General features: G+C 59.0%; 20 protein-coding genes and 1 pseudogene. 4 read left to right on the top strand and 17 right to left on the bottom strand.

Annotated elements, in window-relative coordinates:
- Window positions 1–36: 36 nt before the first annotated feature.
- A complete protein-coding gene (locus ACIQH5_RS19380; RefSeq protein WP_400406602.1) occupies window positions 37–1,044 on the bottom strand; it encodes a LacI family DNA-binding transcriptional regulator in 1,008 nt (335 codons plus the stop codon).
- A gap of 95 nt (window positions 1,045–1,139) precedes the next feature.
- Here ACIQH5_RS19380 and ACIQH5_RS19375 point away from each other — a divergent pair, with 95 nt between their 5' ends.
- A complete protein-coding gene (locus tag ACIQH5_RS19375) occupies window positions 1,140–2,468 on the top strand; it encodes an MFS transporter (RefSeq protein ID WP_400406600.1) in 1,329 nt (442 codons plus the stop codon).
- A gap of 49 nt (window positions 2,469–2,517) precedes the next feature.
- Complete coding sequence (locus ACIQH5_RS19370) at window positions 2,518–3,897, top strand: GH1 family beta-glucosidase (protein WP_400406598.1); 1,380 nt, start codon at window positions 2,518–2,520, stop codon at window positions 3,895–3,897.
- A 757-nt stretch (window positions 3,898–4,654) separates the two neighbouring features.
- On the opposite strand, the gene ACIQH5_RS19365 is transcribed toward ACIQH5_RS19370, so the two are convergent.
- The 10 genes from ACIQH5_RS19365 to add form a co-directional block, all read right to left on the bottom strand.
- Complete coding sequence (locus ACIQH5_RS19365) at window positions 4,655–4,999, bottom strand: hypothetical protein (protein ID WP_400406596.1); 345 nt, start codon at window positions 4,997–4,999, stop codon at window positions 4,655–4,657.
- Window positions 5,000–5,241: 242 nt separating this feature from the next.
- Window positions 5,242–6,054 carry a xanthine dehydrogenase accessory protein XdhC gene (gene xdhC, locus ACIQH5_RS19360; RefSeq protein WP_400406594.1) on the bottom strand — a complete coding sequence of 271 codons (813 nt, stop codon included), beginning with the start codon at window positions 6,052–6,054 and terminating at the stop codon, window positions 5,242–5,244.
- A gap of 1 nt (window position 6,055) precedes the next feature.
- A complete protein-coding gene (gene xdhB / locus ACIQH5_RS19355) occupies window positions 6,056–8,446 on the bottom strand; it encodes a xanthine dehydrogenase molybdopterin binding subunit (RefSeq protein ID WP_400406592.1) in 2,391 nt (796 codons plus the stop codon).
- Window positions 8,443–9,942, bottom strand: coding sequence for a xanthine dehydrogenase small subunit (locus ACIQH5_RS19350; RefSeq protein WP_400406590.1), 1,500 nt, complete (start codon window positions 9,940–9,942; stop codon window positions 8,443–8,445). Before ACIQH5_RS19350 ends, xdhB begins: the two co-directional genes overlap by 4 nt.
- Window positions 9,943–10,209: 267 nt before the next feature.
- On the bottom strand, window positions 10,210–11,226 hold the full coding sequence (locus tag ACIQH5_RS19345) for an ABC transporter permease (protein ID WP_400406588.1): 1,017 nt from the start codon (window positions 11,224–11,226) through the stop codon (window positions 10,210–10,212).
- Window positions 11,226–12,710, bottom strand: coding sequence for a sugar ABC transporter ATP-binding protein (locus ACIQH5_RS19340; protein ID WP_400406586.1), 1,485 nt, complete (start codon window positions 12,708–12,710; stop codon window positions 11,226–11,228). The genes ACIQH5_RS19345 and ACIQH5_RS19340 overlap by 1 nt, the downstream gene beginning before the upstream one ends.
- A 75-nt stretch (window positions 12,711–12,785) precedes the next feature.
- On the bottom strand, window positions 12,786–13,817 hold the full coding sequence (locus ACIQH5_RS19335) for a sugar ABC transporter substrate-binding protein (RefSeq protein WP_400406584.1): 1,032 nt from the start codon (window positions 13,815–13,817) through the stop codon (window positions 12,786–12,788).
- 266 nt (window positions 13,818–14,083) lie between these two features.
- Window positions 14,084–15,529 (bottom strand): aldehyde dehydrogenase family protein, encoded by a 1,446-nt coding sequence (locus ACIQH5_RS19330; protein WP_400406582.1) that lies wholly within the window; start codon window positions 15,527–15,529, stop codon window positions 14,084–14,086.
- A 5-nt stretch (window positions 15,530–15,534) separates the two neighbouring features.
- On the bottom strand, window positions 15,535–16,749 hold the full coding sequence (locus ACIQH5_RS19325; RefSeq protein ID WP_400406580.1) for a cytochrome P450: 1,215 nt from the start codon (window positions 16,747–16,749) through the stop codon (window positions 15,535–15,537).
- Between the two features lie 269 nt (window positions 16,750–17,018).
- The gene (add, locus tag ACIQH5_RS19320; protein WP_400406578.1) at window positions 17,019–17,999 is read right to left on the bottom strand and encodes an adenosine deaminase; all 981 of its coding nucleotides are present in this window, start codon (window positions 17,997–17,999) and stop codon (window positions 17,019–17,021) included.
- Here add and ACIQH5_RS19315 point away from each other — a divergent pair.
- Window positions 17,998–18,594, top strand: a pseudogene (locus ACIQH5_RS19315) (alcohol dehydrogenase catalytic domain-containing protein); the annotation flags it as partial. The gene add and the pseudogene ACIQH5_RS19315 sit on opposite strands and share 2 nt — an antisense overlap.
- Window positions 18,595–18,780: 186 nt before the next feature.
- A complete protein-coding gene (locus ACIQH5_RS19310; RefSeq protein ID WP_400406711.1) occupies window positions 18,781–19,278 on the top strand; it encodes a zinc-binding dehydrogenase in 498 nt (165 codons plus the stop codon).
- A gap of 334 nt (window positions 19,279–19,612) precedes the next feature.
- Here the strand turns inward: ACIQH5_RS19310 and ACIQH5_RS19305 are convergent, their stop codons facing one another.
- From ACIQH5_RS19305 to ACIQH5_RS19280, 6 genes are all read right to left on the bottom strand, one after another.
- Complete coding sequence (locus ACIQH5_RS19305; RefSeq protein ID WP_400406576.1) at window positions 19,613–20,599, bottom strand: hypothetical protein; 987 nt, start codon at window positions 20,597–20,599, stop codon at window positions 19,613–19,615.
- Window positions 20,600–22,042, bottom strand: coding sequence for an NAD-dependent succinate-semialdehyde dehydrogenase (locus ACIQH5_RS19300; protein WP_400406574.1), 1,443 nt, complete (start codon window positions 22,040–22,042; stop codon window positions 20,600–20,602). It lies immediately after the preceding gene.
- Window positions 22,039–23,223 carry a CaiB/BaiF CoA transferase family protein gene (locus ACIQH5_RS19295; RefSeq protein WP_400406572.1) on the bottom strand — a complete coding sequence of 395 codons (1,185 nt, stop codon included), beginning with the start codon at window positions 23,221–23,223 and terminating at the stop codon, window positions 22,039–22,041. The genes ACIQH5_RS19300 and ACIQH5_RS19295 overlap by 4 nt, the downstream gene beginning before the upstream one ends.
- A complete protein-coding gene (locus tag ACIQH5_RS19290) occupies window positions 23,220–24,446 on the bottom strand; it encodes an NAD(P)/FAD-dependent oxidoreductase (protein WP_400406570.1) in 1,227 nt (408 codons plus the stop codon). The genes ACIQH5_RS19295 and ACIQH5_RS19290 overlap by 4 nt, the downstream gene beginning before the upstream one ends.
- Before the next feature lie 3 nt (window positions 24,447–24,449).
- Window positions 24,450–24,644 (bottom strand): ferredoxin, encoded by a 195-nt coding sequence (locus tag ACIQH5_RS19285; protein ID WP_400406568.1) that lies wholly within the window; start codon window positions 24,642–24,644, stop codon window positions 24,450–24,452.
- An 11-nt stretch (window positions 24,645–24,655) separates the two neighbouring features.
- Window positions 24,656–24,920: cytochrome P450 (locus tag ACIQH5_RS19280; RefSeq protein WP_400406566.1), on the bottom strand; the 265-nt coding region annotated here is incomplete at its 5' end.

Here is a 24,920-nt window from a genome sequence, read left to right as displayed (position 1 = left end):
TTGCGGAGCCGACTACATCCACCACGCCGCACTGCTTCAGGTTGAGGATCGGATGACAAGGTGCCCGGAAAGCATCTGAATCAGCGGTATCTCCTCATTGTTTAGATGCCGAATCATCGATTGCACCGCTGCAGCCCCCATCTCTTTCAGCGGTTGATGGAAGGTCGTCAACGGAGGGTCCAGAAGAAGCGCGGCCCGCTCGTCGTCGTAGCCCACAACTGCGATGTCCTTTGGCACGGTGAACCCTCTTTGGCGCAACGTACGAAGGACGGAGGCGGCCATGTAGTCCGCGATCGCGAAGATGGAATCGATTGACCCCTCCACGGATGCGATGGCTTTCTCAATACCTGCGTGGAGAGCTGGATTGAGGTCGATTACCTCCTCCACCACGTGTACGTGCGTAGATTTGACCGCCAGGCCAGCCTCAGCAAATGCCGCTCGGAAGCCTTTGACTCTTTCCTGAGTGTAATGAGCGTCAAGGTCGGCAACGATAATTAACGGGAAGCGTCGGCCTTGTTCCACGAGGTGCCGGCCCAGGGCATATCCTCCCTCAAAGTTCGCCGATCGAATGGTCGGCAGGGACGGGCTGAGTTCGATGTCGTCAATTAGCAGCACAGGCATGCGAGCTTCCCCTCGATGGGAGACTCGATGATCGGTCAGTATGATGGCACCGTCGACAGCCCGGGCATGGAGCTGGTCCAACATTTCGTCCAGTTCCGCGGTGTGCTCCACGGGGTCAATGGACAGTTGAACTCCTGCACGTGAGGCTTCGGCCGCTGCTCCCTGCACGACGGGCGCCCACCAGCTCCACGCGTCCACCGGGACCACGATACCCAAGGCTCGGACAGTCCCGGTTCTCAGCGCTTGGGCTGCTCGATTCGGCGTGTAACCCAACTCCGCGGCCACCGACCGAACGCGGTCCCGGGTGCGGGAGCCGATATCCCTTTGGGGGCGGTCCGACAGCGCTCTTGAGGCAGTGGCTTTGGCGACGCCGGCCGCCCTCGCTACATCGGCCAAGGAAACCTTGCGGTGGAGTTCGTCCATGAAAACCCTTTGCTTGACAACTAAGTATTTATACTCTCATACTAAACGGAACCGATTCCGGAACCGATTCCGATTTCCTTCACGAAAGTATTGCAATGACGCATGAAGAGATGTCACAGCTGCCGAACGCAGTCGCTGGGGAGCGCTCTAACCCAGAAGAAGTCGCAGCCCGGGTTGCGGAGAATTCCCCGCCGCGCTCACCCTTGCCCACGGTGGGGCTGGGCTTCATCGCTGCCTACGCCCTAGCATTGTTCGGCATCTCAATCCTCATCATGACTCCCGCTGTGGTGAGTCTGGCATTGAGGATAAGTCAGATTGATCCGGACAACGCAGCCAACAGCTACTCGTTCGTTGCCGGAGCGGGTGCACTGTTTGCTCTCGTAGCGAACCCGTTGTTCGGTCGCCTCAGCGACAATACAACGTCACGTTTCGGCATGCGACGCCCGTGGATTGTCCTTGGCACTGCGGGAGGGGCCTTTGCGGCCGTGCTGTTGGCTTTAGCCCCCACTGTCCCCATGTTGTTCTTGGGCTGGGCACTTATGCAAACGCTGGTCAATGCGGCTCTTGCAGCTTTGGTAGCGGTGGTCGCAGACCAGATCCCTGAAGAACAGACCGGCCTGCTGTCAGGCATCGTGGGAACCATGCCTGTCGCCGCCATTCTAGCCGGGTCGTTCATAACCCAGTTGGTCCCGGACAACACGTTTATGATTTTCGTGCTGCCGGCCGGGATCGCGGTGATTACGATCACGGTCTTCCTATTCGTTCTTAGAGACCGGGTACTGGACCGCTCCGAGCGAGGTCATTTTGGGTTCAAGGAGTTTTCCCGGACATTCGTAGTCAGTCCACGCAAGCAGCCATCGTTCAGCTGGTTCCTGCTCTCTCTATTCCTGATCTGCGTCGGCTTGGCTGTCGTGCAGACTTACCTCTTCTTCCTTGCCGCTGCGAACTCAGACGTAACCGAGGACCAAGTCCCCACCGTAGTCTTCTACCTCGTCCTGGTGATGAACGTGATTTCAATTGTGGTGAGTTTCGTGTCTGGCGCCTTGTCCGACCGGTTCGGAGGCCGGCGGGTAATCTTCGGTCTCGGTGGCGTGGCGCTCGCCGGCGCCGCAGTCGTCGTTGCACTGGCCCCTAACCTCCCCGTGTTGTTCGCTGGTGTCTCGATCGCAGGTCTTGGCTACGGGTTTCTGGCTGGCATGTACATAGCGGTTGCTCGGACTACTCTCGTCGACTCGACGTCGAATGCGCGAGACCTCGGACTGGTCAACCTGACGCTCACGCTGCCTAGCTCGCTTGTGCCTCTGGCCGCCCCATTGTTACTTGGAATTGGGGGAACTGGCGATAACTACGTCGCTCTGTTCGTCACCGGAGCGGTAATTACGCTTGCTGGCATTCCGCTCATTGCAAAAATTCGTAAACGCTAGCAGTCCCCGACCCCAATCGACATTCATCGTTAACAGGAAGATACCTGCTATGACATTTCCCTCCACGTTCCGCTGGGGAACCGCCACGTCGGCCTACCAGATAGAAGGGGCAACCGCCGAAGACGGTCGCGGCCCAACAGACTGGGATAGCTTCGCAAGCCAGCCAGGTACGATACACCGCGGGGATACAGCTGACATCGCCGTCGATCACTACCATCGTTTCGCTGAAGACTTCGATCTTCTTAGTGAACTAAACGTTGATACCTATAGACTCTCGATCTCATGGACTCGCGTGATCCCAGACGGGATTGGGGACGTAAATGAGGCGGGCCTTGCCTATTACAGCCGGCTTATCGACGCACTGAAGTCGCGTGGCATCACCCCGATGGTCACCTTGAACCACATGGAACTGCCACTTCCGCTGGCCGAACGCGGAGGATGGCTCAATCGCGACACCATCGATGCATATGTCCGTTACGTTCGGGTCGTTCACGCGCGGCTTCAGGACCGAGTTAGCCTCTGGTCGACGATGAATGAAGTGGGCCTGACGGCATGGTTCGGTGTCGGGACCAGTTACTTCCCGCCTGCCCTCAATGATCAGCTCCTAGTGCTACCAGCAATCCACAACCAGATGGTCGCTCACGGGCGGGCCATAACTCTTATGCGCGCTTCCCAGCCAGACGGAGAATTCGGCATCGTCGGTTCCTATTGGCCCTTTCAGCCCTTCGCACCTGGCGCCGAGAATGAGAAAGCCGTTGGGCACCTCGACCTCGTCATCAACCGATCTTGTATGGATGTTCTCGTCCACGGGGAGTACCCCGCAGAACTAATCGAGTGGCATAACGGAATCGGAGGTAAGCCCTTCATCCAAGACGGTGACTTGCACGACGCCGCGGCCCAGCTCGACTACTACGGCCTGAACTACTACGCGCCGCTATACGTCGTAGCAGACCAGAACGGGCCCGGCGGTCCCGGCGTGCCGCCCGGACTCGGCGTCCGACAAGAAATACCGAGCGAATACGCGACCACAGCGTTCGGATGGCCGATCGTGCCGGATGGATTGCTTCCCGTACTAAAGCTATTCCGCGACCGCTACAAGCTTCCGGTCTACATAACAGAGAACGGTGGCGCCTTTCACGACTACATCGCTCCCAACGGAGTTATCAATGACGGAGAACGAATCGATTACATCAGCAGGCATCTGGATGTTGTGGCCGAAGCCATCGATGAAGGGGTAGAAGTCCGCGGTTACATGGCGTGGTCGCTACTGGACAACTTCGAATGGGCGGAAGGCTTTTCAAAGCGGTTCGGACTCGTATATGTGGACTACAGCACCCAGAAACGCACGCCGAAGCAAAGCTTCAGATGGTATGCCGAACGCATTCGCCAAGCCAGGGAAGCTGCATTGCCTGTAAACCACAAGGGATAGAAGAACGCCAGCTAAACCTTCTCGCCGGGCGCGCCAATCATCAAAGGCAGAGTGCGCCCGGGGAGAACTCCCATGCCTGGCTGCATGGAGTCGACAGGCCGCTTTTGACGGTCAGCATCCGGAACCGGATGTGCCCGATTTGAAGGCCGGAGCTGTCGGGCGCCCAGCCCGAATCGAGCGCAACTAGGTTCGAAATCACCACGCCGAGAACCTGCTGACCGGCCTCGCCGTGGGTATATCCGACGCTGATTCCGCGTTCCTCCCGAAAATCTGAACGGTGTACGCCTCCAATTGGTGAACGAACCGTCGATCCTCTCCACCAGCCCTGGCAATAAGATTCGCCGGTGAGCCTCAGTTGCGAGTCAATCAGGGACCATACCCAAACTATGTTAAGGCTCGGGATCAGTTTGCTAGGAGGGCACGCCAAAATACACAGCGACGTTCCAGAATTGGTCACCCAGCAGTCGCCCCTGTTTGCATATCCATGGGAATCTGTCAGGAACTGTCAATCCCGGTCTGCAGGTTTGGCGATGGGTGGAGCACCGGGCCTCTCTCCATTGAAGGAACGGAGGATCCGGTCGTGACAGGGACCTGAGCCTTGGTTTACTTCTTCCTTGCCGAGGCCATGCTGGTCACAATCAATGCAGATGCGCGCACAATGCGCCCCGTCGTTGGGTCATGAGGAAAGACTCTCTCCACAGCGACTAAAGAACCGTGGCTTGGAGGTTTAAGCTTCGGGTCGGACGGACCCGACGGCTCAGGGCATCGGATAAAGCAGAATGGGGTTGAACTCTCCACAACCCCTGTGCGCCAGTTGCCGAGAATCTATCCAGACTTCGAATCCATCTGCCGCTTCAAAGATGGCCCGGGAATGAGCCCCTTCGGCCGCAAGCCAGAGCGCCGACGAGTCGTGCATGACGTCTTCCACAGTCCCAGCCCTGAAAACCTCGCCCTTTCTCCGCATCTCGACGTAGGCCCCCACCAAGCAATTCCACGTCGCGTGATTATGTAGTGCCATTTTCGGGTTTCTTTCCCTTTTGAATTGAGCTTTTGGGTTCCATGGATATGTTCTGACGGCGTGGGCAGCGTCAGCAGTAGTCACTGGTGGGATACAACCCAACCCACGGCGAGGCAACCAAACGCTCGGCATCCGGAGGTGGTGTCATTTGACGGGGACCGGTGGCCCGTCTGGCACCGGCCAACCACGTATGAGGGATCCGACGAAGAGCCCTGGAGCACACTGGCGGCCGAACTGGTCGGTCTAACCTACCGTGACTGCGGTGTTGGAGTATCCATCGCATTTCGTCTCCCTGGTTTGTTGTGAAGCCTATAAGTGGAAATCATTTATCCGGCATGGGACTGAGCGTTCGAGAATGCTCGAAGCAGGGCGGCCGCGGCGCTGATGGCGATGACCGCCGGGCTCTTCCCCGGGATACCGGGAATGCCGATGGGGCACTGGATCTGAGCGATGGCCGTGTCCAGGTGCCCTTCGGCCCGGAGTTTCTGCTGGAACCTCGACCATTTTGCGGAGGAGCCAATGAGGCCGAGGGAACCAAGATCCTCCCTGCGGATGGCCGCGTCACACAGCAGAAAATCTTCCGCATGGTCATGGGTCATTATCAAGACGTGGGCTCCCGGTGGGAGCTTGGCGATAAGGGAGTCAGGAACAGCTGAGTGCTCCGGGTGAACATCAGCCGTCCCGCGGGTCACGGCATCGAGCCTCTCGGGACTTAGCTGTGATTGCCTGCTGTCCACGAGGAGCAGGTGTACCGGAAGCCGAGAGAGAATTCTCGCAAGTTCCAGACCAACGTGGCCAATGCCGAAAATGGCCACCGTTGCACGGGAGCGCATCGGTTCGATGAATACGCTTGCTGTACCTCCGCAGCACTGGCTGCCGTGTTCATTTGGGGCGTGCTCGTTGAGGCGGAAAGTAAGGTTCTCCGGCGAGTCTGCACCGTTGCTGAGCAATTCTCGGGCGCGGTCGATGACGCTGGCTTCTAAGTTACCCCCGCCGATCGTCCCCCACGTTTCATACGCTGTGACGACCATCTTTGCCCCGGCCTCTCTGGGTGCGTGTCCTTTGACGTCCATAACGGTTGCGAGGACACTCGCGATGCCCTCAGAGCGCAGCTTCGCGAGTGCCTGAAGCCAGTCCATGTCAGTGGGCAGGGGCGGGTGCCCCTGCCAATGTTTGTGTGGTGACCGTGGTACTCGTGGATGAAGAATCCTTCGCAGCCTGGATTGCCCAGAAAACAGCCTCCGGGGTGGCCGGGCTGCTGAGCTCTACGGCCGCAGTGCCCCGACCGTAGGTCGCGATGGCTTGCCGCAGAGCTTCCCTCAAGCTGAATGCCAACATGAAGGGAGGCTCACCGACCGCCTTAGAGCCGTATACGACACCGTCTTCCGTCGCTTTCTCAAAGAGATGGACGTTAAATTCTTCGGGCATTTCCGAGAAGCTGGGCAGCTTGTAAGTGCTGGCGGATTGGGTTGCCAGCCGGCCGCGGTGCGGGCCGTCACTTTCGTCCCACAGCAGCTGTTCCAGTGTTAGCCAACCAGCGCCTTGAACAAATCCCCCTTCGATCTGTCCAACGTCGATAAGTGGTGACAGACTGTCACCGACGTCTTGGACAATGTCTGTGCGTAGCTGCCGGTATGCTCCGGTAAATGCATCGACTTCGACTTCGGCAGCGCATGCCCCGTACGCGAAGTATTTGAAGGGTTCTCCCTGCATCCGCGTGCTGTCCCAGTGCAGGCCCTCTGTTCGGAAGAATCCTGCCGCCCACAATTGGATTCGCTGGAAGTATGCATCGCTAACCAGATCTGTGAAGTTGATTTCCTGATCATGGAATCCTATTCCTGTGACTTTACCGTCGACGAAGCGGACATCGTCCGGGTGGATGTTCATCTTCCGGGCAGCAACTTGAGCGAGCCGTTCGCTGATTTGCTCGCATGCATCTTTTACCGCACCGCCGTTTAGGTCACTACCCGAGCTCGCTGCAGTGGCGGATGTATTGGGTACTTTGTCAGTTCTGGTTGGCGCCAGCCGGACAAAATCGAGCGGGACTCCCAAGGCAGTGGCGGCTACTTGCCGCATTTTGGTGTGGAGCCCCTGGCCCATCTCAGTCCCGCCATGATTGATGAGCACCGACCCGTCCTTATAGACGTGGACTAGGGCTCCTGCTTGGTTGAAGGCTGTGAAGTTGAAGGAGATACCGAACTTCACGGGTGTTATGGCGAGGGCTCGCCGGGTGTGGGCATGGGTTGCGTTGTAAGCTGCGATTTCTTCTTGCCGGCGGAAGATATCAGCCCGCTCGTTGAGGGTTTCCCAGATCTGCGCGAGCCGTTCGGCATGCCTTACGGGCTGCCCGTACGGAGTAATTTGTCCGGGAGTATAGAAGTTGCGGCGCCTAAGTTCAGCCGGATCCAAACCGAGAAGTGGCGCGCACCTGCCGAGCAGGTCTTCGATAACGAGCATGCCCTGAGGGCCTCCGAACCCACGAAATGCAGTCTGGGAGGTCTTGTTTGTTTTCGCAATCCGGCCCTGAACGTGAATGTCTGGTATGAAGTAGCTGTTATCGACGTGGCATAGTGCCCGCGCCAAAACAGGTTCGGAAAGGTCCAGACTCCAACCGCCGTCGCTAGTGAGGGTTGCGTCAAGGGCCAATATACGGCCGTCAGAATCAAATCCCGCTTCCCAGCGGGCATGGAAAGGATGGCGTTTCCCAGACATGGTGATGTCCTGGGTACGGTTCAGCCTCAAACGTACGGGACGGCCAGTCAACACTGCACCCAAGGCCGCAATTGCCGCTAGCCCATGTGGCTGCATCTCCTTGCCGCCGAACCCGCCGCCCATCCTCAGACACTGGACAGTGACCTCATGGCTGTTCAGCCCAAGGACGTGGGCGACGATTTCCTGTGTTTCAGAGGGGTGTTGCGTGCTGCACTGGACGAAGACTTGTCCGCCTTCATCGACATGGACGAACGAGCAGTGGGTCTCCAGATAGAAATGTTCTTGTCCGCCGAATTCGAATTCGCCGGAGAACACATGATCAGCCTTCTCGAGTCCTGCGGCTGCGTCGCCCCGTGAAACCACTGGCTTGTGTCCCTGATAGCTACCGTGTGTGATGGCTTCCTGAAGCGTCAGAATGGAGGCCAGCGGTTCGTATTCGACCTCAATCGCATCCGATCCCAGACGGGCAGCTTCAAGCGTTTCACCCAACACCCAGCAGATGGCATGCCCATAGTACATAACTTCCGAGGGAAACAGCGGTTCGTCGTGCTTGACGCCGGCATCGTTCACACCTGGGACATCGTCTGCGGTCAACACACGAACAACCCCGGGTACATTCAGTGCAGGTCCGGTTCGAAGGGAAGTTACTCGAGCGTGGGCGTATGGTGCCTGGACAGGCCACGCGTGGAGGACGTTCTGGTGACGGACCACCAGGTCGTCCGTGTAGAGCGCTGCTCCCGTGGAATGCAGGTCTGCGCTCTCGTGGGAAAGCGGCAGCCCGACGACGGGATTTGTCGGACGTGTGGCTAGCGATGTCATCGAGTTACCCCCGCAAGTGTGGCATTCGTTTGGGAAAAGAATCGGAGCAGACTGTTGCCGAGCATGGCCGAACGGTAGGCCGCCGTGGCTCGCAAGTCATCTATGGGAGTGCCCTCGCCAGCAAGAATCCCTGCGGCTGCTTGGATGACTTCAAGGTTCCAAGGTTTACCGTGCAGAGCTGCTTCCGTTTTGGTGGCCCGGAGCGGCGTGGCCGCCACGCCTCCGATGCCGACGCGGATCGAAGAGATCCGTCCCTCTTCCATCCGCATGGCGATGGCCACCGAGACGCTGGAGATGTCGTCGAATCGACGTTTGGCGATCTTGTAGAAAGCCGCATGTTCTGCCAATGGCAGTGGAATCCGCACGGATCGGAGCAACTCCCCCGGTCGGCGCACGCTTTGCCTATAGCCGGTGAAGTAATCGGCCAGGGGCACCTGCCGCTCACCATTCAGTGATGCGAGGACCACTGATGCATTCAATGCCAGCAGGGCTGGGGCTGAGTCTCCAATTGGTGACCCGGTTCCAAGATTTCCTCCCAAGGTTGCGGCGTTCCTGATGAGGCGCGAGGCAAACTGTGGGAACAACTGCGCTAGAAGCGGTACCTGTCCGTCCAGGCCGTGTTCAATCTCAGTAAGCGTCAATGCCGACCCGATTTCCAGGCAGTCGGCGCCGATATGCAGCACTCGAAGAGGTTCCAGCCGGTCGATTGCGACGGTCCAAGCACTCCTGGAATGTCGGAGATTTACCTCTACGCCGATGTCGGTGGACCCTGCGCTGAGGCTGGCATCGGGGTTCTGCGAAAGGAGTGCAAGAAGTTCGTCCAACGTCGATGGCCTGATGAAACGGGCTGTTCCGTCGGAGACGTTCGTAGGCAGAAAACGTGGAGCCGGGTGGTTTTGTCGTCGGTGCAAGGGATCGCTCTCGTCCGGTTGCTCCAGCGCATAGGCAGCGTCACGAATTGGACGGTAACCCGTGCACCGGCATAGATTACCGCTGAGTGCATGTAGGTCAAAACCGTTAGGCCCGCACTCATGTCCCGGATGAGTTTCCTCATTGTCCTGAAGCACACCACTGTCCGTGTCCGGAACTGCCGTGCGTCCAGGCCGGTAGAACTCTGCGGCCATGGAGCAGATGAAACCAGGCGTGCAGTACCCGCACTGCGACCCGCCACGAGCAGCCATCTCTTGTTGGACGGGGTGCAGGCTACTGCCAGCGATTGGGCCCTTGGCCGCGCCCAGCCCTTCGGCGGTCACGACTTCCTGGCCGTCAAAAGCAAGAGCCGGCGGCAGACAGGCGTTGACAGCCGTCCAACGGGTACGGTCGGGGCCATCCGGGCGGGCGACCATTACGGCGCAGGCGCCGCACTCCCCTTCAGCGCATCCTTCCTTCGCGCCTGTTAAACCCTCTGACCTGAGCCAGTCGAGTAACCGAGTGTGTGGCCCAACCCGCTCACAACTGCGGCTTTCACCATTGACCCTGATGTACGAGCCTGTCACTTGTGTTCTCCTCAGTGCCCGTGAGGGCTATAAAAGTAAGCTTCATAACGGTCGCCCGGAAAGTAAAGACACCCCAAAGAACGGAGAGCTCCAACCCTCGCCCATTCTCACCACCGTTATCACCCCAGCGCTCGACTGCTGGGAGCACTTCGGTTGCTGAGTGCCGAACTTCCGGGCGACCGCATTGCCAGTGACCAACACTTCCATTTGCCGGTCACTTCTGTCTGGATCGCTACCTGATGCAGGATCCAAGTCTCGGATTGCTATCTATCGGCGCCGATGGGCCAACCCGTCGAGTGCGACGGCGCAAACGAGGATGGCACCCTTGGCGACTGACTGCCAGCTTGAGTCGACTGCAAGAGCGTCGAAGACGTTGTTGATGGAAGCGATGATGGCGAAGCCGACCACGGTGCGCCACATGCGCCCTTCACCCCCAAACATTGAAGTGCCGCCGATGATGACAACGGTGAAGGCGTCCAGCGCCAGGTTTCCGCCCAGTCCTCCTTGAGCGACTCCGAGCCGGCTCGAGGCCAAAACACTTGCCAGTGCAGCAGCCACTGCAACGATGACGAAGGCTGAAGCCTTGACCACACGGACATTCACTCCTGCGAGTCGCCCAGCTTCGCGGTTTCCTCCGACGACGTAGAGCCAGCGGCCAAACACCGTTCCTTCCAAGAGGAACCACCCGACAGCCAGGACCAGTGCCAGAACAATGATCGGCAGGGGGATTCCGAGAATCAGTGTGGTGGAGATTCGGCTGAATTCCAGATTCTCCGGGATAACAGGGCTGGATCCGCTGATCAAGAAGGCCAAGCCGCCCAGGATCGAGCCGGTGCCCAAGGTGGCGATGAAGTCTGTGACCCTGAGCAGTTCCACGGCCAGTGCAGTCAAGAGTCCGCACAGCAGCCCCGTCACGAGGGCAATAATCAAAGCGAGCCCCAGGGGAACCCGGTCTGCCATCAGAGCGAAAACCACCGCACTGAGGGCGAAGGTGCCCGCCGGTGAGAAGTCGAGTCCGCCGGCGATCAGCAACAAGGTGACTGCGACTGCAACGATCCCGAGCGGCGTATTCTGTACCAACACATTTTGCAGGTTGATTGGCGTGAAGAAGTTGGGGTACACGACGGCCGTAACCGCCAGGGTAAGCCCCAGCAGCCAGAGCATGCCGTAGTCCCTGAACGCAGCACGGAACGAGAAAGAAACCCGTTGCTGGCCAGTCCGGCCGGCAACGGGCGTACGCCCGGCGCCGACCGTTTCCGGCCTTGTGTCAATTTGCTGTTGCATTACGAGATCTCAACTCCAAAAGCTAATTCCAGAACATCGGCCTCAGTGAGGTGACGGTTCTGATTGTCTATATCTGACACCAAGCGGTGATGCGCGACGACGAGGACGCGATCCGAGTGTTCGAGCAACTCATCAATCTCGGAGGACACGATGACCACGGCAACTCCGCGGACGGCAAGGTCCCGTAGTACCGCCAAAAGTTCAGCTTTGGCCCCAATGTCGATGCCCCGGGTTGGTTCATCAACCAGCAGCACTTGGGGCCGCCGTTCAATGGCCCGCCCCAGGACCACCTTTTGTTGGTTGCCGCCGGAGAGCTCGTCAACGCGACGGGCGAGCCTGTGCTCAGCCAGCTTGACCACATCGGCGAGCTCCGCTGCTCGTTTCCGCAGTGAAGCCTTGCTGAAGACTCCCAGCCTAGATACGGGCGAGGAGTTGCCCACGAAGAAGTTTTCTGCTGCCGAAAGCGCCGGCACAAACCCGTCAGCGCGTCGGTCTTCCGAAACAAAGACGATGCCTTGGTCCAAGGCGTCCTTTGGAGTCCGCGGAGCACGGATGAGTCTTCCGCCAATCTGAATTTGTCCGGCAGTTGCAGCGCAGGATCCCCCCAGCGCCCGAAGGATGCTGGATCGCCCTGATCCCATTAGGCCCGCTATTCCCACGATCTCGCCGGGGCGTGCGGAAAAGGAGAAAGGCTCGTGAGCGGGAGAAACCTGGAGACCCCGGACCGCGAATCCAGCTTCTTCATTGGCGTCGGTGCAGGCGACGGGGCCTCTTCGGGCGACCGAAGCGATGTCTTTCCCGAGCATGGCGCGGACCAGATCATCCTTGGTCCAGTCCGCAGTGTCCTTGGTTTCGATTAGTTGGCCATCACGGAAGACGCTGGCGCGGTCAGCGATGTCGAGTACCTCGTCGAGGTCGTGGCTGACCAAAATCATCGTGACGCCGTCAGATCGCAGGCGTCGCATCAACTCAAACAGTGCCTGACGTTCCGGTCCTGCGAGAGACGATGTGGGTTCATCCAAAAGAACCAGTTGTGCCTGGCTGGCAACGGCCCGCATGATTTCGATGCACTGTTGATCGCCGGCGCTGAGATTGCTGGCCAGTGTCATTGCGGGGATCGAGACCTTAAGGTCTTCGGTCAATTGTTCGAACGATCGACGCATTGCACGTCGATCAAGTCGGCCGAGGGAGTGCTTTTCCTTCCCAAGGTACACATTATCGGCAGCATTGAGACGAGGAACGATCGTCAGCTCTTGGTAGATGGCCACAATGCCAGCGTCCCGGGCGTGCCGGGGGCTTGCATGGCTCACGTCGGTACCCAGAGCGTGGATGGTTCCTTCGCTAACGCCGGACTTTCCGGCGATCATTCCAAGGAGAGTGGATTTGCCGGCACCGTTGGCGCCGAGGAAAGCATGAACTGTCCCTGGGGCTATCTCAAGATTGATGTTCTTGAGGGCTTCAAACTCGCCATATCTTTTGTGCACGCCGCGAATGGTGACAGCTGGGGGTGGGCCGCTACGACCCACCGCCTGCTGCTCTGCATGGAGCGTTTCCACGGCCTAGTACTCCGCCTTGTAGCTACCGAGGTTTTCCGGCGTCAGAAGTGTGGCAGGAGGCCGGTTGGGTTCGGACGTGGGGGTGTACACGAGTTGGGGTACGGATTTGCCCTCTTGAAGATCAGCAAACAGTTTGGCCGCTTCCATGCCGGCGGTGAACGGGCGCGCCGCACGCACCACGCTTGCTTCCCCCTCGGTCATCATCTCGATGCTGGCTTGGTCACCTGCGTAGACGTATACCTTGACGTTCTTCGCATTGGTACTCTTCACCGCCGCGAGGGCACCTCGCGCCATTTCTGCTCCGCTGACGCCAATCACGCTGATGTCAGGGTTGGACACCAGGAGGCTCGCGGTCTGGCTCTGCGCCATTGCCTGGGAGAAGTCGGTAAAGGCGTTGATGATCTTGACGTCCTTCCCAGCCGAGGAATCGCTTACGGCCTGTTGTGTGGCCGTGTCAAGGATTTTGGTGATCGCTGAACCTTCGGGTCCGTTGAGCACAAGAACCTTCCCGCCGGCGTTGTCCGCTACAACTTTCTTGGCCCACTCCCCCAGTTGGTCAACGGACGTGTCACCGCCGACGAATGCTGTGATCCCTTCTGGTGCCGATTTCTCAAATGGCGTCAACGGGTCGGAGCACACTGGCTGATCCATCGCAATCACCGCGATGCCCTTCGCCGCCTGGGCTTGCAGGGTCTTACACATCTGCTCCGGGGCAATCGGATGAACGGCTATGGCGTTGTACTGACCGGAAGCGATTGCGGTCTGCAGCTGGCTGAACTGCTTGTTGGGATCAAAGCCAGCGTCAAAGGCCGTGGCCTCTACGTTCAGGTCCTTCGCTGTGTTCATGAAGCCGTCGTGAACGGCTTGCCCGAATCCGCTCGTTGCTCCTGCGAGGAGTACCGCGACTTTCAGCTTTTCGGGTGCTTTGGATCCTGCCGTGGACTGCGCTGTAGCATCTGCACTGTTGCTGCAGCCGGCCAGCGCGAGGGAGCCCAGCAGCGCCAAGATGGCGATGCCTGCATTCTTTGTTGCCATGTCCTTTGTCCTTTCTCGGACGGGTGGGAGATACGGGATACCAGGGGTATCCGGGGCTGATGCGATTCTTTGGATCGTGCAAGGCTGGCCGGGTTGGCTCTCGGCGGCTAATGGCTGTGCGCTATCGCCACGAGAGGCAGCAAGCCTGTTCGAGTACTGGATATTCTCTTGAGCGACGCCTAGATCCGGCGAGGTATGACTAGCCAATGCGCCGGGGTCTCGTGTCAAAAAAGGTCAGGCAGACCCCCTATCCGCCTACGGGATACCTATGCCTGCCTGCCTCCTCTTTTTACATACAGCGTCTGGGCTTCGGTGAAGGACTCATAACCCCACCGACCGTTTTCCCGCCCGAGACCACTCCAACCGACTCCGCCGAAGGGCAAGTGCGGTTCGGGTGCAGACCCTGCATTGACGAGAGCCGTGCCGACAGAAAGCCTCGCTGCGATCTCCGCGCCTCTGTCCAGATCGGCCGTCCAGACCGAGCCGTTTAGTCCGAGCCGACTTGCGTTGGCGGCGGCTAAGGCTTCCTCAACGCGGTCATAGGAGACGATCGGCAGCACCGGTCCGAACTGCTCCTCATCAACAACCGGCATGCCATCACGTGCGTTGGAGAGAATAGTCGGCTCGTAGAAATAGCCAGGAAGGTCCAGCCTGTTCCCGCCCGAGGCAATTGCTGCTCCACGGCGCAAGGCGTCACCAACAAAGTTCTGAACCTTGGTCAACTGGGGTGCATTGTTCAGCGGGCCGAGCTCCACCCCCTCGTCGAAGCCGTCACCCACGTGCACCGATCGGGCGAATTCGGCCAAAGCCTCGACGATTTCCCCATAGCGGGATGCCGGAGCATAAACGCGCTTGATGGCGCAGCAGATTTGACCGGTGTTGTAGAACGAATCCCAGAAGATCCTTGGGACTGCATCGACAAGGTCGACATCGTCCAGAATAATTGCCGCGTCGTTACCCCCGAGTTCCAAAGTGACCCGCTTGAGGTCCGCGGCGGCCGCGGCCGCAACCTTCTTTCCCGTCGCCACAGAACCTGTGAATGCGACCTTTGAAGGAATCTCGTGAGCAGTCAGAAGGGCTCCGAGAGGGTCCGGACCCGTCAAGACGCTGAGGACACCGGCAGGCAACACCTTTTGGAGAAGCTGACCGACCTGCAGGGTCGTCAGCGGCGTATAGGGAGACGGTTTGAGAACAACAGCGTTACCGGCCAGCAGCGCTGGTGCCAACTTCCACATCGCAAGGGAGATGGGAAAATTCCACGGGGTAATTGCCGCTACAACGCCAAGAGGTCGATGCCTTACGACTGCCTTGGCCGTGGAATCGTCCTGGATGACTTCGGGCGTAGTATCTAATTCGGCGTAATACCGTGCCCACTGCGCGGACATTTCGATTTCGGACCTGGAACCAGCGAGCGGACGTCCCATCTCGGCCGTGAGCGTCCGGCTCAGCACGTCGACATTTGCCACGAGGACGTCGGCGACCGAGTGGAGAGCACGTCGTCTGGCGGTCTCGTCGTCCGCCCATTCCAACTGTGCCTTCGCGGCCGCCTGCATCGCGGCGTTGACCTGGTCAGGCGAGGCGCTGGGAGCTTTCGCGAAGACCGCGCCCGTAGCCGGGTTGACAATGTCGAAGTTCTCGAGCGCGGAGACCTCCGCTCCATTAATTGTCAGAGCCGGTGGCAAAACGCTGAGTGAGTCATTCAGAAGGGGCATCTGGTTCACCACACAACCGGCAGAGACTTGATACCAAAAATGGTGTACCCGTTATTGGGGACAATATCCTCTGGGCGAATCGCAAGGCGCATGGTCGGGAACTCCCGAAGCAGAGTAGGAAGGATGATCTGGAGTTCCAGCCGGGCCAGGTTCTGCCCCAGGCATTGGTGGGTTCCGTAGCCGAAAGACAGGTGCGGATTGTCTTTTCTGTCGAGTTGGAGCGTATCGGGGTTTTCGAACACCTCGGGATCACGATTTGCCATAGAGATGACCGGCAGGATTCCATCTCCTGCATGGAACTGTTGTCCGCCGACCTCGACGTCGTCGACGGCGACCCTTGTCTGGGTCAACTCGACGGGTCCCAACATCCTGATCAACTCTTCGACCCCGGTTGCTAGGACGGTCTCATCGTTTCGCAGGCGGTCGGCGGCATCGGCGTCTTGGAGGAGGAGACCCATGCTCATTGCGATCATGCTGGCGGTCGTGTCGTGGCCGGCGTTAAGGAGCAGGTCGAGTATTCCGCCCAAGTGGCGCTCATCAATATTTCCTGTGTCCAGCTGCTCCTGCACTAACTGGCTGATCAGGTCGTCACGAGGTTCAGCCTGCCGTTCGCGGAGAAGCCCTCGCAGGAAATTTTCCATCATGCGGATGGAGGCGTAGGCCTCCTCTGGCGTCGCTGAGTTTCCGAAAAGCACTTCGGCGTGCCCTTGGAATCGTGGTCGTTCCGATCGCGGCACGCCCAGGATGTCACAGATCAGGTACGCGGGAAGCTTGGCGGCGAAGTCTGCGACGAGGTCTGCTGAATTGCCGTCTGCGCGCATCTCGGCAATGAGTTTCGCCGTGATGTCCTCAATGTGGGGACGCCACTTCTGCACCGCATTGGCGGTAAAGTACTTGGTCACCATCCTGCGCTGTTGCAGTTGCTGCGGGGGGTCCAGGCGCAGGAAAACTTGGGGATCCATGGTGTTCGCATTGGACGGAGTGATACGCGGATAGCCCGGCGATTTATCGTTGGCGCTAAACCGGCTGTCGGAGTAGGCGGCCCGAATGTCGGCCCACTTCGTTAACAAGTGGATGGTGGTGTCGTTCCACAGCCGAACTTCCGGGGTTGGCGTGGTTTTGGCAATCTTCACCAGCTCGGGCGGCGGGGCGAACGGACATCCGCGATCCATGGGGAAGAACGAGAGGGACTCGGTCTCTCCGATGACGTTTTGGGACACTGTAACTCGTTCCTGTAAACAACTTGCCGCGATGGTTCAAGAAGGCGGCCACAGGAGGGACGCCTCTTGAATCACTGCGCGGGTGTGGACTGTGAGAGAACTTGAACCGAAATCAAGACTGCGGTTCCGCTTGTGATTCACCTTACATACGATAGGAAACACTATAAATGGTTGATGGTCAATAGAGGATCTCCCCCAACCCTCCTTTGGAGCTGCTGTCAAGCCGGCGGGGTGCGCGAAAGGGCTGCACCCCGCAAGGCCCTCCGCGGCTAAAGATCATTGGTGAGCCATCCGTCAATATCCCTCTTCGCCGCCGCCTTCACGTCCTCCGGTGCAGCTGAGCAGTCAATTGACGCCCAAGCACAGGCGGCCAGCAGGTGATCGCTGAGGCCCAGGGTCGAACGGCCCAGCTCGTATTCCGAAGTCACACTGTTGGCGAACAGCGTAGGGTCGTCGGCATTTATCGAGCATCGGACACCCGCTTCCAGCAGTTGCGGCAACGGGTGGTTCTCAATGGATTCGTAAACACCCAGCACCACATTTGAGGTCGGACAGACATCAAGGCAGACCGCCTCGTCTGCCAGTTTCTCGATCAGCCGAGGGTCCTCGACTGCGCGGACACCGTGCTGAATGCGCGTGGACCCAACCTCCAGGGAGGACCGAACAGACTCCGGGCCTACAAGCTCCCCGGCGTGAGGGGCGATGCCCAGCCCTGCGTCCCTGGCGATCCGGAATGCGTCTCGGAAGTCTGTAACAGGGAACCCGCGTTCCTCATTGGCCAAGCCAATGGTCGTGATGCCTCGGTCGGCGTAATGAGCAGCTAGACGGGCTGTAGCAATGCTCTGGTCATAGCCCGCCATTCGATCAATCGTGAGGTTGAACCCCAAGCTGACTCCATGCTTCTCGGCGGAAAGCATGCCCTGGTCCAGAATAGTTTCCAAAGCAGCCTCTACCGACCCGAAAACCTCCGCACGGAAGGCAGGGTTGATGCCTAGTTCCAAGTAGCGCACGCCGTCTCGTTTTGCATCGGCCACAGACTCGTCGATGACTCGGCGCAAAGCAGCTGGCGATGATGTGACCTCCAACAGAGCGAAGAAAGACTTGATGAATTCATCAAAGTTCGTAAATCCGGACAGCCTGGGAGGAGCGACACCTTGGTCTCGCGCCAGTTCAATGATCGTTTCAGGGCGTGCAGCCGCGTCTAAATGAACATGCAGATGCCCCTTGGGCAGTGCGCTTAGGTCGCGCATGGAAGTCTCCTTTTCCGTGTTTCTGGATGTTGGCGGGTACGGACAGCTCTGGGAGAGCAACAATCCGTTGGTTATAGCGAAATTACTCGTACATCTCCCTATTTGCCAGCACTTCCGCTATATTGAGGTAAATTTAACGTTGAGGAGATACCCCGTGAGCATGTTGAATCCACTACTGTCACAGACCCCGCCTAAAGTCCGCTCCGAAGCCGCCGTGCTCCGGACAGTCGAGGGCCGATTCTCCCTGGAGCCAGTCTGGCTTCCTCCGCTCGCCCCTGACGACGTATTGGTTCGCGTTGTCGGCGCTGGCATGTGCCATACCGATCTGCTCGTTCGGAACGGAATCGCCCCATTGCCTGTCGTGTTGGGGCATGAAGGCTCCGGCGTCGTTGAGGATGTGGGATCCAGTGTCCGCGGACTGCAGCGCGGGGACCACGTAGTTCTTAGTTTTGATTCCTGCGGAGCGTGTCGAAGCTGCCAAAGCGGTGCTTCGTCCTACTGCACAAGTTTTATCGATCTGAATACACGAGGACACGTTGTCGATGGCGCCGGGACGGCGCACGATGAGGCTGGCGCGACCATCCATCATCGGTGGTTCGGTCAGTCCTCCTTTTCTACATATGCCGTAGCAAAGGCACGCAATGCCGTCAGTGTCGATCGCGATCTTCCGCTGGAGCTGCTTGGCCCACTGGGATGTGGTATCCAGACCGGTGCGGGTGCTGTCCTCAATGTTCTCCAGCCTGGACCTGGGGGAAGCATCGGCGTTTTTGGAGGCGGTGCCGTGGGTTTGGCCGGCGTCCTGGCGGCGAAGGCTTCCGGTGCCAGCAAGATTGTTGTCGTTGAACCCAACAAATACAGGCGGGAACTAGCGCTCTCTCTCGGGGCCACTCACGCCGTAAACCCCGGACCTGACGTGGTGGAGGAGATCAAGGACACCGCCGGCGCCCTCGACTGCACCTTGGACACAACGGGCGCTTCTGAGGCGATCCGGGCGGCCGTTGGCGTCCTTCGCCCCCTTGGTCGTTGCGGCGTCGTCAGCTGGCGGACGGCAGATCCTGTCATTGGTCCAATGGACCTGGTCATGGAGGGGCGAAGTTTGATAGGTATCTGCGAAGGCGGAGCTCAGCCGGCTGTTTTCATCCCACAAATGCTGCAGATGTGGCGGTCCGGCGACTTCCCGTTCGATAGGTTGATCCAGACATTTCCCTTCTCGGAGATTGACCAAGCCGAACGAGCGAGCCGGGACGGAAGTGTCATCAAGCCTGTTCTGGTGATGTAGCCGTTTGGTGGCGGAAAATGGGCTTGGCGTTTCTAGGTTCTCCGGATACCAAGCCTGCCCTTCTCAACGGTTCTTTCGGGTAGTGTCACTGTTCGGCCGCTGAAGTCATAGGACCCTACTCAGTGCCGCGGTGCTTGCTCGCATGCGTATGCGGCAACCCGGGAGTTAACCGGAACGGCGGGATGAGGCAGCGTTTGACGCTGGACTCATCCCGCCGTTCTATTTCCTGTATGAATCAGTCACCGATCTGCAACGGCCAGCTTTTTACCCGCTGGAGCGGGTGCAGCATCAGACCATCTCAACTAAATGGGGCTTCGGGAGCTACCGCCCGAGCCTAGCTGGCAGGAGCGGTGAATACGACAGGGCGCCAGTCCAGCACATCCCGACTGGAACCATCGGACCCTTTCACCGATGCGCGAACTCGATAGCCTTGAACGGCGCCGGCGGACAGTCCAAGAGTGTCCTCCAGCCCGATCGAAACCTGGAGCAATTCGTCTTCGAACGTTGGCGCCAGATGGTCGCAACTGCGCCAGCCGATCACCGTCAAAGGATCAGTTTGTCGCGTCAGCGCCGCTTGCGCCAGAGCCACAACATGGCCGCCGTAGACCAGTCTCCGACCGGCTACGCCGGCATCAATGTCCCTATGGGCGGCGGCGTGGTTTCCGGTCAGTCGGACCAAAGCCAACGAGTCAGTCAACGGCTCACGCAGCTCATCTATGACGTTTTCTCGGATGGTAGGAGTCACCGACGGATACGCCTCCACCGTCCATGAGGCCGGCACGAACGGAACGAAGTCATGGAGGGGTGTTTCGCGGTCCGCGATCCCGATTTCGCCGGCCTCGTGGAAGGATTGCCTGTCCTTAACAGGTATGAGTGCCACCCGCTCAAAGTCGATGACTGTCGACCCGTCGCCTAAGGTTGTCAGCATGCGGAGCAACACTTTTGCGCGCTCCCCCGAGCTCGCTAAACGTGCCGCTATCGGTGTGACAGTGGTTGAAAGCGTGTCCCCAACGTAAACGGGCTGATGGATCTTGACGCCCCGGTAAAAGAGGTTGGCTATGACGCGTCGGGTTGCAACGGTTGATTGTCCGATGGCTATCTGCATTACCAACCCGGGATTCACCAACCGCCGGTGTTCTCCCGTAACGGCTGTAGTCAGCGGGGTCGACAAGGGCAGGCGCATCCTGTCTCCCGAAATTGCGTGATACTGAGCAGCTATGCCTTCGTCGATGGTGATTTCCGGTGCGAGAGGTAGGCTCCGACCCAAGGTGAGGTCGTCAGCGAAAGGCACGAACGAACCGCTGGAAACTGTGCGTGCCACCTATGACCAACTCACGGAGATGAACTTCGTCTCTGTAAATTCGTGCATCCCATGCTGACCGCCCTCGCGGCCAATACCGCTTTGCTTCACTCCGCCGAAGGGGGCTGCTGGGTCCGAGATCAGTCCGGTATTGATGCCCACCATTCCCGCCTCCAGCTTCTCGGCAATGCGGAGAGCACGTCCCAGGTCCCTGCTTTGGACGTAAGATCCCAAACCCATTTCCGAGGAGTTGGCGTAAGCGATAACCTGGTCGTCGTCGTCAAAGCCAATCACTGGTGCTACAGGAGCGAAGAGTTCCGTTTGCACAATGTCGGCATTTGCATGGACACCGTCAAGGACTACAGGCGAGAAGTAGTAACCATCGTCGGGCAGTGGACGGCTACCGGTAGAGATGCGGGCTCCGGAGGCGACAGCTTTGTCTACGACTGACTGGACCCGATCTCGGAATCCCCTGCTGATCAGCGGCCCCACTTGAGTCGCTGGGTCGCTTCCTGCGCCCACTACGAGTGAGTCGAGGGCGCTGGCGAGGCGCTCGGCGAACTCTGAGCGGATGGAGTTGTGCGCATAAATACGGTTCGCGGCAATACATGCTTCGGCGTTGTGCCTCATTTTGGCCGTGAGAGCGTCCGCGACTGCGGCTTCCAGATCTGCGTCCTGGCAGACGATGAAGGGTGCGTTTCCGCCAAGTTCCATGGAGGAATTAATGACGCGGTCACCGGCCTGCTGCAGCAGTGCGCGTCCAACTTCGGTGGAACCAGTGAAAGAAAGGACACGGACGATTCCGGATTCCAGAACTGCTGCTACCAATTCCTTATCCCGTGTGGTTGGGACGACGTTGACGACTCCATCCGGTACACCGGCTTCCTGAAGAATGGCCGCGATCGCCAGCGCTGTTAGCGGTGTTTGGAACGATGGCTTGACGACAACGGTGCAGCCAGCCGCCAGTGCGGGCGCAACCTTGCGCGTAATCATCGCCGCCGGCAAGTTCCATGGGGTAATCAACAGGGCAACACCTGCGGGTTGCTCCAATGTGAGGATCTTACGATCCGGGTTGTTGGGCGCCTGAAGAAAGTTGCCATAATTGCGGACGGCTTCTTCGCCGTACCAGCGGAAGAACTCGGCCGCGTACGTCACCTCGGCCAACGCATCCTGAAGGCTCTTGCCATTCTCCCTGACGATCAGGTGGGCAAGTTCGGTTTTCCGTTCCGTCAGGAGCTCGAAGGCGCGTCGGAGGACCTCTGCCCGCTCTCTGGGGGTGGTGGCGGACCATGAATCAAACGCCGCATGTGCTGCTTCCGCTGCTCGAATTCCGTCTTTGGGCGTCGCGTCAGCTACAGCATCAAATGGCGTAGCGGTAGCGGGATCCTCGACGTGCAGCCAAAGGCCATCGGAGGACGGGGTCCAATCCCCACCAACGTAAAGGTTTCGTTCAGCTGTAATCACGGGTGTCCTACTATCGATTCTGGTTGGCGGGTTGTTTCGTTGTGCGCTCCAAGGCGGGGTACTGCCCCAGGTTCTGCGCGTCGACCGTCAAACAACAACGGCAACCGAGGCAGCGCTATGTGTCGCCCATCGTCGTGGACGGCCCGCGGGTCCTCAACGTCCACGAAAAGCTCGCGGTGAGCCAATTGTGGACAGGCTCGAACCTGCGCGATCGACTGCACCAGACCTGCGGGTTGGCCCGCCGCGCGGAGGGCAGACAGACATTCATCGGCTGATAGACCCCGTGCCCAAAGTTCGAGGGCCGGAACGACAGTGTCCCTCATTCTGGCAGCCCTCTTTACGCTAGTATCCAGTTCAAGGTGGTTGGTCAGATCCGGTCTTTCAATCGCTCGACAAGTCCGAGCCCACATGTCGTCGGTTGGGATCACAATCGAGATCCATGCACTGTCCCCGGTCTGGAAGGTAGCTACGGGGCTGTAATTGTCCTGTCCGCGCGCGGGGAGCTCCCCGGTAAATTCGTGCAGCGTCAGGGGGCGTTCAAGGAAAGCCGCTCCGATGTCATACATCGCAGCATCGACGTGGGATCCTTGGCCAGTCCGTTCCAGCTGGACGAGAGCAGCCAGAATTCCAACGGCCGCATAGACGCCGGCGAGGATGTCCATTGTCCCCATGGGGGCAAGCCCGGGGGGTGCCGCAGGTGAGGTGCCTAAGAGACTGCTTAGACCGCTCATTCCCTGAATGACGGAGTCGAGCGCCGGCCACTTCGCATATGGGCCGCCAGTGACGCCAAAACCTGATATTTCACAGACAACCATGTGAGGGAAGCGTTTCCGCAGTTCGTCGGCACCCCATCCAAGCTTGGCGAGACTGCCTGGCCGGAGGTTATGAACGAACACATCCGCGTCTCGGAGAAGCTGTTCAAACGTCTCACCGTCATTTGGATCTGAAAGATCCAATTCCACAGACTTCTTTCCCCTGTTGTATGAGACGAATCCTCCACTCAGGTAGTCGTCTTCAGGTCCAAGTTTGGGGTCGTAGGACCGGCGGGGATCCCCCGAGCCCGGGCGTTCGATCTTGATGACTTCCGCCCCGCTGTCCGCCAGCATCGAAGTACAGTAGGGCGCGCTTATGAACTGTTCTATGGAGACTACGCGGATTCCCTTTAGGAGCCGGAGGCTCATACGGCCACCACCGGGGCACTGTCGGGCAGGGAGGCGCAGAAGGAAAGAGCCTCTTCCCAGCTCGCGCCGCGCTGAATAAGCGGCCTGAACTTCATGATCAGATGGGGACTGTTAAAGGCGAAGACACCCGAGAAAGTGTCACCGCGCCGATACAGTGCCAGGAACCGGCCTGTGTCTTGAGACCCGTGTGCCACAACTGGCGGCTCGGCGGTGGGCACTCCCAGGCACTGAATGCGTGCCCCGTATTGGTCCGACCAAAAATACGGAACAACAGCACAGGCAAGCTGGTTCGATGGGTCGGCGAGGTGACCAATTGCTCGCTCGGCTTGTTCGACAACGGAAGTCCAGCTCTCTAGCCGCATCGTCCCGGGAAAGAGCGGGTTCGGCCATCGAACGACGTCGCCTACCGCGTAGACACCTTCATGACCTACATTTAGGAACTCGTCAGCGAGGACACCATTGCTGACGTCCAGTCCGGAGTCAGCTAGCCATTCGATGTTGGGAACAGCTCCGATGCCCACTACAACCACGTCCGCGGCCAGCTCCCGCCCATCGGCCAGAACGACTGCTTCCACCGAGTCGGTTCCCTTCAGGGCAACCACCGCTGCGCTGGTGTGCAACTCCACGCCGTTCTGTCCGTGCAGCCCGGCGCAATATGCCCCCATGTCCTCGCCTACGGCTCTAACCAACGGCACCGGGGCGGCCTCTACCACCGTAACGGCCGCGCCCTTCTTCTTCGCAGCGCAAGCAACTTCGGCGCCGATAAAACCGCCGCCGATTACGACAACCCGTTGTGCACTATTGAGCGAAGCGCGAAGACCCGCCGCGTCGTCGATAGAGCGGAGATAGAACACGTTTCCCAGGTCGTGGCCGGGAAGGCTTGAGGGGAGCGCGCGAGTTCTGGTCCCTGTGGCAATCACGAGGGCATCGAAGCCGATCTGCTCCCCGCCAACCGTGATTTCCCTTCGCGCGAGATCCAGCTTTTCGGCTGGGTTTCCGAGCTTCAGCTCAACTCCGAGGGAGTCAAAGTGAGCTTCTGGTTGAAAGGCCAGGGAGTCAATTCCCTGGTCGGAGGCCAGGAACTCCTTGGACAGCGGTGGACGGTTGTAAGGAACATGTGGTTCTGCGCCCACAAGTGTAATGCGCTTAGCGATGCCTTTGCGATGCGCGGCTTCTACTGTCTTGAGCCCAGCGAGGGACGCACCTACAACTACGAGATGCATGACTTAGTCTCCGATCAAGCGAATTGCGGACGTCGGGCATACCGCGATCGCTTCTTCAAGCACTGCGCGTTCGTCTTCAGGTACGACATCGACGAGTACGTCCAAAGTGCCGTCGTCCTTCACTGCGAAGATTCCCGAGGCGACGGCTTCGCACATGCCGATCCCGATGCACTTGTCATAGTCGACTTCAAATTTCATGGTCTTTCCTTTCAGGCTGATACTTTTGCCGCGGCGCGTTGCCCGGCGATGACGGGAAGTGAAGTCACGAATTGGACCTCTCCGTTGTTTCCGATCTCGACGTCTCCTGCGATTCGGGCCTCGGGGTAGCCCTGGGAGAGTGCCAGGAGCATTTCCTCGATTTCGAGAGTTGCAAGTGCACCGCCAAGACAGCGATGGGGTCCCCCACCGAAAGTCAGCAGCGGCGTCGTGTGGACGCGGGTGACGTCAAAGACATCGGGGTTGGGATAAAGCTTT

Source organism: Paenarthrobacter sp. NPDC091711 (assembly GCF_044756605.1).
Taxonomy (GTDB): domain Bacteria; phylum Actinomycetota; class Actinomycetes; order Actinomycetales; family Micrococcaceae; genus Arthrobacter.
This window is presented reverse-complemented; position numbering and strand designations above follow the sequence as displayed.